General features: G+C 37.8%; 11 protein-coding genes and 1 other annotated feature. Of the genes, 9 read left to right on the forward strand and 2 right to left on the reverse strand.

Translation table 11 applies throughout. The features are described 5' to 3' along the window. Window positions 1–13: 13 nt before the first annotated feature. Window positions 14–1,603, reverse strand: a complete 1,590-nt coding sequence (spoVB, locus tag JMM81_RS01020; protein ID WP_256239649.1) for a stage V sporulation protein B — start codon at window positions 1,601–1,603, stop codon at window positions 14–16. Window positions 1,604–1,882: 279 nt separating this feature from the next. On the opposite strand from spoVB, the gene JMM81_RS01025 reads away from it, so the two are divergent. The 6 genes from JMM81_RS01025 (at window position 1,883) to dtd (ending at window position 10,504) form a co-directional block, all read left to right on the forward strand. Continuing rightward, window positions 1,883–2,179, forward strand: coding sequence for a post-transcriptional regulator (locus tag JMM81_RS01025; RefSeq protein WP_256239650.1), 297 nt, complete (start codon window positions 1,883–1,885; stop codon window positions 2,177–2,179). A gap of 245 nt (window positions 2,180–2,424) precedes the next feature. After that, window positions 2,425–4,692 (forward strand): protein translocase subunit SecDF, encoded by a 2,268-nt coding sequence (gene secDF / locus JMM81_RS01030; RefSeq protein ID WP_256239651.1) that lies wholly within the window; start codon window positions 2,425–2,427, stop codon window positions 4,690–4,692. A 111-nt stretch (window positions 4,693–4,803) separates the two neighbouring features. Then, entirely contained in the window at window positions 4,804–7,173 is a 2,370-nt protein-coding gene (gene recJ / locus JMM81_RS01035) for a single-stranded-DNA-specific exonuclease RecJ (protein ID WP_256239652.1), read from the forward strand. Continuing rightward, window positions 7,164–7,676 (forward strand): adenine phosphoribosyltransferase, encoded by a 513-nt coding sequence (locus JMM81_RS01040; protein ID WP_256239653.1) that lies wholly within the window; start codon window positions 7,164–7,166, stop codon window positions 7,674–7,676. Before recJ ends, JMM81_RS01040 begins: the two co-directional genes overlap by 10 nt. 185 nt (window positions 7,677–7,861) lie before the next feature. Further along, window positions 7,862–10,057 carry a RelA/SpoT family protein gene (locus tag JMM81_RS01045; RefSeq protein WP_256239654.1) on the forward strand — a complete coding sequence of 732 codons (2,196 nt, stop codon included), beginning with the start codon at window positions 7,862–7,864 and terminating at the stop codon, window positions 10,055–10,057. Between the two features lie 9 nt (window positions 10,058–10,066). Then, on the forward strand, window positions 10,067–10,504 hold the full coding sequence (gene dtd / locus JMM81_RS01050; RefSeq protein WP_256239655.1) for a D-aminoacyl-tRNA deacylase: 438 nt from the start codon (window positions 10,067–10,069) through the stop codon (window positions 10,502–10,504). A 50-nt stretch (window positions 10,505–10,554) separates the two neighbouring features. Here the strand turns inward: dtd and JMM81_RS01055 are convergent, their stop codons facing one another. Then, on the reverse strand, window positions 10,555–11,892 hold the full coding sequence (locus JMM81_RS01055) for an N-acetylmuramoyl-L-alanine amidase family protein (protein ID WP_256239656.1): 1,338 nt from the start codon (window positions 11,890–11,892) through the stop codon (window positions 10,555–10,557). A 281-nt stretch (window positions 11,893–12,173) separates the two neighbouring features. Here JMM81_RS01055 and JMM81_RS01060 point away from each other — a divergent pair, with 281 nt between their 5' ends. The 3 genes from JMM81_RS01060 to aspS all read left to right on the forward strand — a co-directional run bounded on the left by JMM81_RS01060 (window position 12,174) and on the right by aspS (window position 15,949). Further along, entirely contained in the window at window positions 12,174–12,350 is a 177-nt protein-coding gene (locus tag JMM81_RS01060) for a hypothetical protein (RefSeq protein ID WP_256239657.1), read from the forward strand. 56 nt (window positions 12,351–12,406) lie between these two features. Next, window positions 12,407–12,649: a binding site (T-box leader), on the forward strand. 247 nt (window positions 12,650–12,896) lie between these two features. Continuing rightward, window positions 12,897–14,168, forward strand: coding sequence for a histidine--tRNA ligase (gene hisS, locus JMM81_RS01065; RefSeq protein ID WP_256239658.1), 1,272 nt, complete (start codon window positions 12,897–12,899; stop codon window positions 14,166–14,168). A gap of 11 nt (window positions 14,169–14,179) precedes the next feature. Beyond that, on the forward strand, window positions 14,180–15,949 hold the full coding sequence (aspS, locus tag JMM81_RS01070; RefSeq protein WP_256239659.1) for an aspartate--tRNA ligase: 1,770 nt from the start codon (window positions 14,180–14,182) through the stop codon (window positions 15,947–15,949). The last annotated feature ends 61 nt before the right edge of the window (window positions 15,950–16,010 follow it).

The following is a 16,010-nucleotide window of genomic DNA, read 5'->3' on the forward strand; positions in this document are numbered from 1 at the left end:
GGGGCCTTTTTATTCATCGTTTTATTCTAGAATGATGCTGTCCAAATATAGCAAGTTTTGATAAGGGCTTTCCAATCCAAGGAATCCGATTTAACTCCTCTTTTTGCAATAAACCGAGTAGCAAAATCAATAGAAGATAGACGAAACTTATGGCTATTGTAACGAGTAAAACTTTAAATGAAAGGAGCTGTTCCGAAGGGAGATGGTGTAAAAGCCAATACCCTGTCCAACCGGAAACACCCATAACAAAAAAGGTTTTTAAATAATCCCGTATATAAAATGTAAAGGAGATCGCCTTTAGTGCAGTTGCAAAATGAAGCAAAGTGACGAGGACGAAACCAACGAGCAAACCAATGGCTACCCCGTTTATTCCAAAAGCAGGCTGGCTTGCTAGTAAAAAAATCACAGCTGTTTTGACGACTGCTCCTATTAAACTGTTAATCATGGCAGCTCTAGCTAAATTAAGTGCTTGGAGTGCTGCTTGCAATGGTCCTTGATAATAGTAAAAAAGAAAAAAAGGTGCCATTAATTGAATGAAATGTGCTCCACTTGTTGAACCGTATAACACCTCCATTAATGGATCGGATAGAACATACAAGACAACGACAGCCAGTCCACCTGTTAAAAAGACAAATCGAAGTGCTTGTTGCAGGAGGTATTCTACGAGTTTCATATTGTTTTTTGAATGTGCTTCACTAATCGCTGGCACAAGTGAAGTGGCTAAAGATTGGGTGACAAAGGATGGGAGCATTAATAATGGCAGGGCAAAACCAGTTAGTGCCCCATATTGTTTTGTTGCGGAAACAGCGATAACACCGGCAATAGCAAGGCTGTGTGCAACGACGATTGGTTCGAAAAACCAGGAAAGAGATCCGATCATCCGACTGCCGGTTGTGGGGATGCCAATACTCATTAGTTCTTGAAAGGTTGTTTTCCCGGATTTTAAATAGGTGAAAAACTGTTTTCTGACCCGAAATTTCTTTTTCAATTTAAATGATGTAATTAAGTAAATCAGTGAAGCTAGTTCTCCAATAACAGAAGCGACCATTGCTGCAGCTGCTGCGTATTCAATCCCATAGGGTAGAAAGGCTTTTGTTAAGATAGCAATTAAGGCAATTCGAATAACTTGTTCGATCATTTGTGATAATGCAACAGGTTTCATACTTTGTCTACCTTGGAAGTAGCCTCTAATAACAGACGAAATAGCGATTACTGGTACAACTGGGGCAATCGCTAAAAGAGGTAGAAGTGTTCTTGAATCGGTTAAAAGAGTTTCAGCTAGTAATGGTGCCATTAGGAGTAGCAATGGAGTAAAAATGACTGAAAGTGTGATCGTCGTTGCTAATGATACAACAAGGATTTTTTTAACTTTTGCTTTATCTCCTACCGCCTCAGCTTCTGCTACATTTTTCGAAATAGCAACAGGAAGACCAATTTGGGTAAGTGTAATGACAAGAATAAAAGTCGGAAAGGCCATCATATAAAGCCCGACACCTTCTTCGCCGATAAAGCGGGCAATTACAATGCGATTAATAAACCCTAAAACACGTGTAATAAGTCCTGCTGCTAATAAAATTATGGTCCCTTTTAAAAACTTGGACATTGCATTCCCTGCCTTCTCAAAAAAGGTTTAATCATATACAATTATTTATATGCAAGGATGTGGACAAAGCATGACTAAGAAATTGTTAGATTAGAGAGCGTCATCCCTTTGAAGTTAGATAATTAACTAACTTTAGCGTCTAGGGGCTCTTGGGTCTACAGTCAAACGGTTAAAGAAGGTTAAAGAACAACCTTCTCCACCGGCTCTTTTGATGCTTTTCTCCCCTAGGCAAGGCGCTTGTACTTTTTTTATATGAATTTGCGAGGAGGGGCTAATAATATGAAGGTTAGCCATGATAATGATCAATTTCGTCATAAAGTAAGACCAGCATTGAAAAGTAAACAGGAAGAGTTTTTCACTTTCGGTTATGGTCGTGTTTCGGAAGAGGATATTTGGGATTTTTTAGTGAGTAAAAAATGGCGAAAAGAGAGTAGTGATATGAAACTATTTGAAGTTGTCCAAGATATCCTTTCTCTTAAAGTAGGAGAATTTATGAATTATACACAAGTGAAGGCGCTAAAAGAGGCCGAATTTACACTCGATAATGAAGAAGAACGATTAGAGTTATTAAAATAGTACATAAAATAAAGGGATAACTTTGAGATTGTCCCTTTTTTATGTTGTAATCTTATACGAAATTGACAGCTATTCGAAACTGTTTCATAATAAAAATATTCCCTTTTTAAGAAGCCTATTTCAGATTTGTTATATACATAAAAATAATCTTTTTAATGGCTCGATTAAGCTCTTACTATGTTCTATGGGATGTACGAATGTTTTACTTATTTGTTGGTTTTGGATTTAAGGAGGAACTGTACATAATGATAAAAAGAAGTCGGATTGTTGCCTTTGTTATTTTTATTGTCGTCATGGGTGGATTAATGGGGGTAATGACAAAGGATGTTGTCAGTAATATCAAACTTGGACTCGATCTTCAAGGTGGGTTTGAGGTACTTTATGAAGTAAAGGAAGCTAAAGAGGGACAAGTGATTGACCAGAAAGCTCTCGCAAGTACGGCTGAAGCATTGGATCGAAGGATCAATGTTCTCGGTGTAAGTGAGCCAGTCATCCAGATAGAAGGAGAAAATCGAATTCGGGTCCAATTAGCAGGAGTGGAAGATCAAAACGAAGCAAGGGAAATCCTATCGACAGAAGCAAATCTAACTTTCCGTGATGCGAATGATCGTATATTGATGGATGGAGCTGATCTTGCAGAGGGTGGAGCTCAGCAAACCTTTGATGAAAATGGTAGCCCAAGTGTTTCGATTAAATTAAAAAGTGCCGATAAATTTAGAGAAGTGACTCAAGAAATTGTAAATATGGGTGCGCCCAATAATGTTTTGGCCATCTGGCTTGATTTTGAAGAAGGAGAAGATTCCTATCAGACTGAAATTCTGAAACCGAATCCAAAGTTTGTTTCAGCACCAACGGTAAGAGAAGTATTTAATCAAGATACTGTTTCCATAGTGGGGAATTTTACGGTGGCAGAAGCAAAAAGCTTATCAGATATTTTAAATGCAGGAGCACTGCCAGTAAAGTTAGATGAAATCTACTCGAACTCAGTAGGTGCCCAATTTGGAGAACAAGCTCTACAAAAGACGGTCTTTGCTGGATTAATTGGGGTAGCAGCCGTTTGTCTGTTTATGATCTTTTACTACCGTTTACCAGGAATGATCTCAACGATTACTTTAACGGTGTATGTATTTTTAGTATTAACTATTTTTGATTTGATGAATGTCGTTCTTACCTTACCAGGGGTTGCAGCTCTTATTCTTGGGGTTGGTATGGCTGTTGATGCTAATATTATAACGGCAGAAAGAATTAAGGAAGAAATAAGAGTTGGTAAGACGATTAAATCAGCGTTCAAAGCAGGGAATCAGAATTCATTATCAACGGTTACAGATGCTAACCTTACAACTCTTTTAGCTGCAGCTGTCCTTTTTTATTATGGAACAAGTTCGGTAAAAGGCTTTGCAACTAGCTTAATCATTGGGATATTAGGTAGTTTCATTACCAATGTGTTTTTATCGCGATGGTTATTAGGATTGTTTGTTAATAGTGGTTTATTAGATAAAAGACCAGGCTGGTTTGGCGTGAAGAAGGGTGCTATTCATGATTTGAAAGATAATGTTGATACTTTAGATTTAACAACAAAATTTGATCAATTTGATTTTGTGAAGAATCGGAAAAAGTTCTTAACATTCTTTGGTACACTGCTTGTCATTGGGATTATTATTTTGTCTGTATTTAAATTAAATTTATCGATCGATTTTACAAGTGGAACTCGTGTGGATATTTTAACAAAAGAGTCGTTAACAACAGAAATGGTTGCTGATGAATTTGAAAAAATAGGGACACCTACAGACGATATTGTTATTTCTGGAGATGAACGAAATACGGGTGTAGCACAATTTAATGTGGCTCTATCACAAGAGGAAATTGCCAATATAAAAACACATTTTCAAGAAGAGTTTGGGGCGGAGCCTAGCGTTAGTAGTGTCACACCGATTGTTGGAAAAGAACTTGCGAAAAATGCCGTGCTTGGTGTTTTAATTGCATCGATTGGTTTAATTATCTTCGTATCATTTCGTTTTGAATGGCGAATGGCAGTTTCTGCTGTTATTGCCTTATTATATGCAGCGATCATTGTTATTCCGGTCTTTAGTATTACGAGAATACAGGTTGACTTAACTTTTATTGCTGCTTTATTAACAATTGTCGGCTATGCCATCAATGATACGATTGTTACCTTTGACCGAATGAGAGAAAATATGCAAAAAAGAAGACGTATTAAAACATTTGAGGATATTGCCGATATTGCCAATACAAGTTTAAGGCAGACGCTTGGCCGCTCGATTAATACCGTTTTGATGACAACCGTTACGGTTATCTCAGTCATGGTTTTCGGTAGTGAATCATTATTTCCATTTGCGGTTGCTTTAACTGTTGGCTTGGTAGTTGGTACGCTTACGACTATCTATATTGCTATCCCACTTTGGGTTGAATTTAAGCATCGGGAATTGAAACAAAAGGGTGTTATTAATACGTATAAAGAAAAGAAAGTAATCAGTGATGAACCACAAGTGTAAGCTGCGGGATACCCGCAGCTTTTTTTACCTACGATTCCCATTCAAACCATACTTCTATAATTGAATCCTTTCCACCTGTCTTGTATAATGATTAGATTGAGGGGTGAACGTATGTTAAAGTCGAAAACACGTTGGGTTGTTCGATCATCAAATCAAGAAAAAGTCACTCAACTGGTGGAAATACTCAATGTCACACCATTAGTTGCATCGCTACTTGTTAACAGAGGATTAGAAAATCCTGATGAAGCAAGGGCTTTTTTATTTAATGAAAAACAAGAATTTCATGATCCGTTTCTTTTAAAGGATATGGATAAAGTCGTAACAAGAATTAAACAAGCGGTCCTTGAAAATGAAGCCATTCTTATTTTTGGAGACTATGATGCCGATGGAGTGACAAGTACAACCGTCATGATGAAAGCATTACAAGAACTTGGTGCAAATGTAGAATTTTATATACCCAATCGTTTCACAGAAGGTTATGGTCCAAACGAGGGGGCTTTTCGATACGCCCATGAAATGGGCGTCAGGCTTATCATTACCGTTGATACAGGAATCGCTGCTCTTCATGAGGCAAGTATAGCGAAGGAACTGGGTGTTGATTTAATTATTACAGATCACCATGAACCAGGGCCGGAGTTACCAGACGCCTTTGCCATTATTCATCCAAAACTTGAAGATAGTTCCTATCCATTTCATGAACTTGCTGGAGTGGGTGTTGCGTTTAAATTGGCTCATGCGTTGTTAGGACGAGTTCCTGAGCATTTGCTGCCATTTGCTGCGATTGGCACGATTGCCGATCTTGTACCTTTGAAAGATGAAAATAGACTCATTGCTCAAAAAGGTTTGGACAAACTAAAAGGTGCCGACAATGTCGGCTTAAAAGCTCTTTTGAAGCTTGCAGGAGCAGAGCAGTCAGGAATCAATGAAGAAACGGTTGGATTCTCCCTCGCTCCTCGTATAAATGCAGCCGGTAGATTGGATAGTGCAGACCCTGCCGTTCACTTATTGTTAGCTGAGGATGCTTATGAGGCAGAAGATTTAGCAGACGAAATTGAACAATTAAATAAAGAGCGAAAAGAATTGGTGAACAGTATAACAGAAGAAGCCATTCAATTAGTTGAACAACAATTCCCTATTGAGGAGAACTCTTGTCTTGTGATCGGAAAAGTAGGATGGAACCCTGGTGTCATTGGAATTGTGGCATCAAGGCTTGTGGAAAAATATTACCGACCAACCATTGTATTAAGCTACGATCAAGAAAAGGGAACAGCAAAGGGTTCTGCAAGAAGTATCCAAGGTTTTGATCTTTTTAAAAGTTTATCGACCTGCCGTGAGCTATTACCCCATTTTGGGGGTCATACAATGGCAGCAGGTATGACACTAAATTTAACCGATGTAGAAGAATTGCGTTCACGTTTGAATCAACTTGCAAAACAGCAATTAAAACCAGAAGATTTAATTCCCATTACGTACATTGATACAGAAATAAGTATTCACGATATACACTTAGCTGCAATTGAGGAGATGAATAAATTAGCTCCGTATGGGATGGATAATCCAAAGCCGAAGGTAGTTATTAAGGATGCGCGTATTGCTAATATCAGACAAATTGGCTCTGAGCAAAATCATTTAAAGTTGACATTAGAACATGATGAGGCATCTTTAGATGCCGTAGGGTTTGGCCTAGGGTGGGTATGTGATCATATCTCTCCTGTTGCTAAGCTATCTGTAATCGGAGAATTATCGATTAATGAGTGGAATAATCGGAAAAAACCGCAAATCTTTTTACAAGATATTTCGATCTCTTCATGGCAGCTATTTGACTATCGGGGGGCAAAAAAGCTGATTCGAATAGCGAATGAACTGCCAGTTGAACAGACGAAATGGATTGTTTTTCATGATGAACTTACGGAAAAGCTTCAAAGAACATTAGGCGACAGCGAAGTGTTATTTATTTCATCTTCAGATGAAGCAGAGAAGCTCCAACTAGATCATTGTCATGTTGTATTAGTTGATTTGCCATCTTCAAAAGAAATACTCATTCGTTTATTTGCTGGGAAAAAGGTTTCAAGAATCTATGCCCATTTTTATAAAGCGGAAAGTGATTTTTTCTCAACAATTCCAAAAAGAGAGCATTTTACATGGTATTATGCTTTACTAGCCAAAAAAGGACCTTTTGATCTGAAAAAGCATGGTGATGCGTTGGCCAAGCATCGTGGATGGACACGTGAAACAGTCGATTTTATGTCACAGGTGTTTTTTGAACTTAATTTTGTTACAATGGAGAATGGACTCATTATATTAAATAAAAATGCGAAAAAGCATGATTTATCAGATTCTAAAACTTATCAACAAAAGCAGGCTCAATTAGAACTTGAAAAGGATTTGTTATATTCATCGTTTCAACAACTAAAAGACTTGTTTACTCAAGTGTTGCAAGGACCGGTGACATCGGAGGAGGCTGTGGAAGAATGGACTTAAAAAAATTCGTAACAATTGTAGAAGGTTGGCCTAAACCTGGTATTAGTTTTAAAGATATTACGACACTCATGGATAATGGTGAGGCTTATAAATATGCAACAGATCAAATCGCCGGGTATGCTCGTGAACAAAAGATTGATCTTGTTGTGGGACCTGAAGCTCGTGGTTTTATTATTGGTTGCCCAGTGGCATATGTTCTTGGCGTTGGTTTTGCACCTGTTCGTAAAGAAGGAAAGCTACCACGTGAGACCGTTAAGGTTGACTATGGCTTAGAATATGGAAATGATGTCCTAACGATTCATAAGGATGCAATTAAACCTGGACAAAGAGTCCTTATTACGGATGATTTACTCGCAACCGGTGGAACGATTCAAGCGACCATTCAATTAGTAGAAGAACTCGGTGGGATTGTTGCTGGTATTGCTTTTCTAATTGAATTAAGTGAATTAGATGGACGGAGTAAGCTCAAAGGTTATGATATAACAACATTAATGACATTTTAGACGCTGGGAGCGCTTACAAAAATAAGCGCTCTTTTCCTATACTTTTAATGGATTTTTAATAATACTGAAAAATAGCACACATTCTCTTTACATCTTGCTGTTTTTTTTCGATAATAAAAACAATCATTTGATTTTTTAAACGATTTTGGGTACTTCTTTGAAAATTTATATAAAAAGGTGATTCTATGGCGAATGATCAAGTATTGACCGCCGAACAAGTCATCGATCGAACAAGGACATATTTAGATGATGAGGATGTTGAGTTTATTCAGAAGGCATATGAATTTGCGAGTCATGCTCATCGTTTACAATATAGAAAATCTGGTGAACCGTATATTATCCATCCTATACAAGTCGCAGGCATTCTTGCTGACTTAGAAATGGATCCATCCACGGTCGCATCTGGATTTCTCCATGACGTTGTTGAAGATACAGAAGCTTCTCTACAAGATTTAAAGGAAGCCTTTAGCGATGAAGTGGCCATGCTCGTCGATGGTGTAACAAAGCTCGGTAAAATAAAGTATAAGTCTCACGAGGAACAACAAGCAGAAAATCATCGGAAAATGTTTGTAGCTATGGCTCAAGATATCCGGGTGATTATGATTAAATTGGCGGACCGACTTCATAATATGCGGACATTGAAACATTTGCCAGCTGAAAAGCAGCGTCGTATTTCAAATGAAACATTGGAGATTTTCGCTTCTCTTGCTAATCGTTTGGGGATTTCCACCATTAAATGGGAACTTGAAGATACCGCATTACGATATTTAAACCCGCAACAATATTACCGTATTGTTAATTTAATGAAGAAAAAACGGGCAGAGCGGGAACAATATTTAGATGAAGTCATTCATGAGCTACAAAAAAATATGGAGGAAGTCGGCATTAAAGCGGATATGTCCGGTCGTCCCAAACATATTTATAGCATCTATCGAAAAATGACTCGTCAAAACAAACAGTTCAATGAAATTTATGATTTGTTAGCGATAAGAATTGTCGTCAATTCAATTAAAGACTGCTATGCTGTGCTCGGTATTATTCATACTTGCTGGAAACCGATGCCAGGTAGATTTAAAGACTATATTGCCATGCCAAAGCCGAATATGTATCAATCCTTGCATACAACTGTTATTGGTCCAAAAGGTGATCCACTTGAAGTACAAATTCGTACGACTGAGATGCATCGAATCGCTGAATTTGGGATTGCCGCTCACTGGGCATATAAGGAAGGCAAAACAATAAATGAAGACTCTTCATTTGAAGACAAGCTTACGTGGTTTCGTGAGATTCTTGAATTCCAAGATGATACGATTAATGCTGAAGAGTTTATGGAATCGTTAAAAGTAGATTTATTCTCTGATATGGTGTTTGTCTTTACTCCAAAAGGTGATGTGATTGAGCTACCATCTGGTTCTGTACCGATTGATTTTGCTTATCGAATTCATTCAGAGATTGGTAATAAAACGATCGGGGCGAAAGTGAATGGAAAGATGGTTACCCTTGATTATAAACTGAAAACCGGAGATATTTTAGAGATTCTCACGTCTAAGCACTCGTATGGGCCAAGCCAAGACTGGTTGAAGCTTGCCCAAACTTCACAAGCGAAAAATAAAATAAGAGCCTTTTTTAAGAAGCAAAGAAGAGAAGAAAATATTGAAAAAGGCCGCGAACAGTTAGAAAAAGAGCTTCGTCTTATGGAGTTTGATTTAAAAGAGGTTTTAACACCAGATAATGTAAAACGAGTGGTTGAAAAGTTTAATTTTTCCAATGAAGATGATATGTATGCAGCTGTTGGTTATAGTGGTATTACAGCCCTTCAAGTCGCCAACAGATTGACCGAGAAATTGCGTAAAAAACGGGATCTTGAACAAAGTGCTAATATTTCAAATGCCGTTTCGGAATTAAAAACGTTGCCACAAAAGAAGAAAAGGGAGTCTGGTGTTCGAGTTGAAGGGATTGACAATTTACTTATTCGTCTTTCTCGTTGTTGTAATCCAGTTCCTGGTGATGATATTGTCGGCTTTATCACAAAGGGTAGAGGGGTTTCTGTACACCGTAGAGATTGTCCGAATATCGAAACAGATGAAGTGAAAGAAAGGCTTATTCCGGTTGAGTGGGAGACAGGGCTTAATGATCGGAAGGAATATAATGTTGAAATCGAAATAACAGGTTTTGATAGAAGAGGTTTATTAAATGAAGTTCTTCAAGCTGTTAATGAAACGAAAACAGATATTTCAGCCGTATCTGGTCGTACTGACCGTAATAAAATGGTTACGATTACGATGTCGATTTCAATATTAAATGTAAGTCATCTACAAAAGGTTGTTGAACGAATTAAACAAATCCATGATTTGTATGCAGTACGAAGAATCATGAATTAAGGTGAAAATATGAGGATTGTTGTGCAGAGAAGTAAAAAAGCGAGTGTCACGGTAAATGAAAGGGTTGTTGGCGAGATTTCAGAGGGGCTCGTGCTATTAGTAGGTGTTACTCATGAAGATACAGAGGCAGATGCTGCTCATTTGGCCGATAAAATTGTTAACCTCCGCATTTTTGAAGATGAAAATGATAAAATGAATTTATCATTGCTCGATGTCGGTGGGAGTATTCTTTCCGTGTCGCAATTTACTTTGTATGGAGATTGTCGAAAAGGACGAAGACCCAATTTCATGGCGGCAGCAAAGCCTGATCATGCATTAGGTATTTATCTCCACTTTAATAAGTTACTAGAAACTAAAGGAATCCATGTTGAAACAGGGGAATTTGGGGCGATGATGAATGTTTCCTTAAATAATGATGGACCTGTGACGTTGATTTTGGAAAGTTAAAAAAGAGAGCAGACCATTTTTTTGGTCAAGCTCTCTTTTTTATTTTGGGTTTAATTATCTTTAAAATAGCGGGCGAGTCCTTCATAGATTCCTGTGGCTGCTGATTGTTGATATTGATCTGATGTGACATGCAATTCCTCACTAGGGTTACTTAGATATCCTAATTCAATCAGTATTGCTTTTTTACTGTTTTCACGAATCACATAGTAGTCACCAAAGCGTGTTCCACGGTCTTTCATATTTGTTTGTCCGATAACAGCAGAGTGAATATTGATGGCAAGTTCCTTTTGCCATGGATAATAGTAATAGGTTGTTAAACCGCGCACGCTATCATTATTAATACTATCATAATGGATGCTGATAAAGGCGTCAGCGTCATGATAGCTCGCCATGTTCACTCTGGAAGGTAATGAGAGATACTGATCACGATGACGAGTTAGAATCACATCTGCTCCAGCTGCTTTCAGCTTATTAAATAAGTAACTTGCCGTGTCTAGAGTGACTTTTTTCTCTAAAGTGCCACTTACTCCAGTAGCTCCACTATCTCTTCCTCCATGACCAGGATCAATAACAATCTTCTTGTTTTGTAAATATTGGTCAAGTCTTTTGTTTGAAACTTGAGTAGTTGAAACCTCAGTATTTGCTTCTTGTGTAGAGACTAGCCAACTAGCTACATAACCAGTTTGTCCATTGGAAAGCTCAATTTCAACCCAATCATTTTGGAAAAGGATCGCTTTAAAAGTATCTCCTTGATTTGCACGATCGAGAATAGAGGATTGTGTATTTGGATTCTTTCTAATATTTGTCCCGTTATGTAAAATCGAGATTTTGCTATTAACTATCGTTTGCGTTTGTTCATTCTTTGTATTGTCCTCTTTCGTGTTTGTGTTTTGCAGATACATACCTGAAACCCAGCCGATTTGTCCGGCATAATGAATCTTAACCCAATCATTCTTTTCAGAAATGACTTCAACCATTGTCCCTTTATGTAACTTGTTAATAATGGTTCCATTTAAGGTAGGCTCACTACGAAGGTTTAATGAATTTACTGTAGTAATAGCTGTCTTGGGAGACGTTTCATTTTCTGTTTTTTTACTTTTTGCTGAAGATACAGATGTGATACCTGTATCATTTTTTGTAACCAGATAATTGGCAACCCAGCCTTTTTCCTCTTGACTTATACTAATTTGCAACCATTCTCCATCTTCTTTAATGACGGGATATTCCTCTCCCTTTTTCAAAGTGGCGATTACTTGATCATCTAAGCTTGGACCACTTCTGACATTCAGGCTATCTATTGCGACTGAAATGGTAGGGCTAGATGCTTCGGTGGTTGATATAGGTCCAATCCATGGAAGAATAAGAGCCATACAGATGAAGAAAATCAATCTCTTGTGTTTCAGTTTAGTTCCCTCCTTTTATTCTGATCAGAAAATGTTTTATACCCTATTTCTGATACGGTTGTACTTTCCACAATTGGAATAGAACATTTCCTTAAAATACTTCTCTTTTAACAACCGTTTTTCCTTCTCTAATATCGGATTATTTCTTCTTTTATAAAGAGATTCTTTATTGAAAATTTCTTAATGAATGAAATTAATTTGTTTATGAGGGCAAACTACATAAAGAAACCTTATTTTTTTGATAAAAAATATAAAGGGGGATGTCTATGCGGAATGGTGATAAGGGAATGTCAGCTCTTTCTGGAGAAGATCAGTTGTATGGGGTTGATTTTGGGGATAGAATTCAAAAAGGACAAAAGGCGTATATGGTAGAATTAGCGTCCGAATGTGGAATAGCTAGTCAAGATATTAAAAAGTTAAAAAGACAAATGGAACGTAATTAGGTACTCGCTATTGACAATTTTCGATAAGGTTCGTAATATTAGAGAGATAAAGTGAATATAAGCTGTTGAGGAAGAAAAGTAATTTAACTTCAGATGAAAAGAGAGGAAGCACCTTAGGCTGAGAGTGTTTCTACATACTGACTAAATGAAGAACACTTCGGAGGCTTCGCACTGAAAGAGGAATTTTTTCTTTTATTAGGTGATGAACGTGAACAGGCGTTAACTGGAAAGTGGAAGTAATAAGATCCTTATTGCTTCAATTAGGGTGGTACCACGGGAAAAAAGCTCTCGTCCCTTGTATAAATCATACAAGGGACGAGAGCTTTTTTTGTAGGTTTTGTTGAAAAATCATGTTGATGCTTTAAAAGTCTTTCGTGTAGGCGAATAGGAGTTGTGCAATGGAATGGAACTCAGACTCATATACACTACACGAAAGGCCGTTTTCAATAATATTCATTAACAAGATCCTTAATGTAACTAGAGCCTATTACAGCTTTTTCACATACATAGGTTGACTATTGTTGATATCAAGGAGGTTTATTGCTTATGTCCATCCAGATTCCAAGAGGAACCCAGGATATTCTGCCAGGCGAAGTAGAAAAGTGGCAGTTCATTGAAAAAAAAGCGCGCGAACTTTGTGATAAGTTTCAATATCAGGAGATTCGAACTCCTATCTTTGAACATACTGATTTGTTCACAAGAGGAGTAGGGGAAACAACAGACGTTGTTCAAAAGGAAATGTATACCTTTGAAGACCGTGGTAAACGGAGTTTGACATTACGACCAGAAGGAACGGCTTCAACGGTTCGTTCTTTTGTTGAAAATAAAATGTATGGTGACCCGAACCAACCTGTTAAATTGTATTATATGGGTCCGATGTTTCGTTATGAACGACCACAAGCAGGGCGTTTTCGTCAATTTGTTCAATTTGGTGTTGAGGCACTTGGCAGTAAAGACCCGGCTATTGATGCAGAAGTGATTGCTCTTGCCATGTCTATTTATAAAAGCTTAGGTTTAAGCAAGCTAAAGTTGATCATTAATAGCCTTGGTGACAAAGAAAGTCGTGTAGCACACCGTGACGCACTTATTCAACATTTTCAAACGCGAATTGGTGAGTTTTGTCATGACTGTCAAAATCGCCTTGAAAAAAATCCAATGCGGATTCTTGATTGTAAGCAAGACCGTGAGCATGAGTTAATGAAGACTGCACCATCAATCATTGATTATTTAAATGAGGAGTCTAAAGCCTATTTTGAAAAAGTTCAGCAATATTTAACTGATTTGGATATTTCTTTCGTTGTTGATCCAAATCTTGTTAGAGGACTTGATTATTATAATCATACAGCGTTTGAAATTATGAGTGATGCAGAAGGCTTCGGAGCCATTACCACATTATGTGGTGGTGGACGTTATAACGGTTTAACAAAAGAAATTGGCGGTCCGGAAACTCCAGGAATTGGCTTTGCCTTCAGTATTGAACGTTTCATTGCAGCATTGAAAGCAGAGGAAGTTGAACTACCGCTTCATAAAGGAATTGATTGTTACTTCGTTTCACTGGGAGAAGAAGCAAAAGATTATACAGTGAAGCTCTTACACAAACTTCGCCTTGCTGGCTTCTCAGCGGAACGGGATTATTTAGACCGGAAAATAAAAGCACAAATGAAAGCAGCCGACCGATTGAATGCTAAGTTTGTTGCCATTTTAGGTGAAGATGAACTGAAAGAAAATCGTATTAATGTGAAACGAATGGAAACAGGCGAACAATTGGAAATGAGCCTGGAAGATTTTAGCGAGAAATTTCAAGAATTATATCAATAGGAGGAAAAGTTATGTTTGGAAGAACGTATTTTTGTGGAGAAGTGCCTGCGAGCGCTATTGGAGAAAAAGTAAACTTAAAAGGATGGGTACAAAGACGTCGTGACCTTGGCGGTTTGATCTTTATTCATTTGCGTGACCGTACAGGAATTGTTCAGGTTATGTTCAATCCTGAAGTTTCACAAGCAGCATTAGAGGTTGCTGAAAAGGTTCGTAGTGAATATGTAGTTGAAATAGAAGGTACTGTAATCGCTCGGGAGGAATCAACCTATAACCCAAATTTATCAACTGGAACAATTGAAGTTCAAGCTGAAAAAATGACGATTATCAATGCGTCAAAAACACCACCATTTATGATTGAAGATGATACAGAAGTTTCTGAAGATGTTCGTTTAAAATATCGCTATCTTGATTTGAGAAGACCTGCTATGTTTGAAACGTTAAAGATGCGCCATCAAGTGACAAAGACAATGCGTGATTTTCTTGATGGGGAAGGCTTCCTTGACATTGAAACACCTATTTTAACGAAAAGTACTCCTGAAGGTGCCCGTGATTATCTTGTTCCTAGCCGTGTGCATCCTGGTGAGTTTTACGCGCTTCCACAATCACCTCAGCTTTTTAAACAGCTATTAATGGTTAGTGGAGTGGAACGTTATTATCAAATTGCACGTTGTTTCCGTGATGAAGATTTACGTGCGGATCGTCAACCAGAATTTACTCAACTTGACGTTGAGACAAGTTTTATGAGTGCTGAAGATATTCAAACGATGGTTGAGAATATGATGGCCAAAATTATGAAAGAAGTAAAAGGGTTGGATATCACTGTCCCATTCCCACGTATGTCTTATGACGAGGCAATTGGTAGCTACGGTTCTGATAAGCCAGATACTAGATTTGATTTGAAGTTAGTTGATCTATCTGAAGTTTTCCAAAGCTCTAATTTTAAAGTATTTGCTGGGGCTGTTGCTAAAGGTGGTCAAGTGAAAGCATTGAATGTGAAACATGGTGCAAGTAGTTACTCTCGTAAAGACATTGATGCTCTAACTGAATTCGCTGCACGTTATGGGGCAAAAGGTCTTGCATGGCTTAAAGCGGAAGAAGATGGGTTAAAAGGACCGATTATTAAATTCTTTAGTGAAGAAGAATTAGAAGCCCTTAACAAAACTCTTGCGGTTGAAAAAGACGATTTAATTCTTTTTGTTGCTGACAAGAAAAAAATCGTTGCAGATGCTCTCGGAGCTTTACGATTAAAGATCGGGAAAGAATTAAAGTTAATTGATGAAAGCAAATTTAACTTCCTTTGGGTTACGGATTGGCCGTTACTTGAGTATGATGAAGATGCACGTCGCTACTCTGCTGCCCATCATCCGTTTACGATGCCTGTTAGAGAAGATATTGGACTTCTTGATAGTGATCCTAGTAAAGTACGCGCCCAGGCTTATGATATTGTTTTGAATGGTTATGAGCTTGGTGGAGGTTCTTTGCGGATTTTTGAAAGAGATGTTCAAAATAAAATGTTTAAGGCATTAGGTTTCTCAGAGGAAGAAGCAACAAGTCAATTTGGCTTCCTACTTGATGCATTTGAATACGGAACACCTCCGCACGGTGGGATTGCTTTAGGATTAGATCGACTAGTGATGCTATTAACGGGTAGAACGAATTTACGTGATACGATTGCATTTCCGAAAACGGCTAGTGCAAGTGACCTGCTAACAGATGCTCCTGGTGAGGTTAGTCAAGCGCAATTGATTGAGTTACATTTGTCTTCAAATGTCAAAAAATGAGGAAAAGTTCTGTTGGACAACCCTTGAATTGAGAAGTATCCATATGCTATTATATATATAA

This window comes from Bacillus sp. V3B (assembly GCF_024494465.1).
In the GTDB taxonomy this organism is placed as follows: Bacteria; Bacillota; Bacilli; order Bacillales; family Cytobacillaceae; genus Bacillus_BD.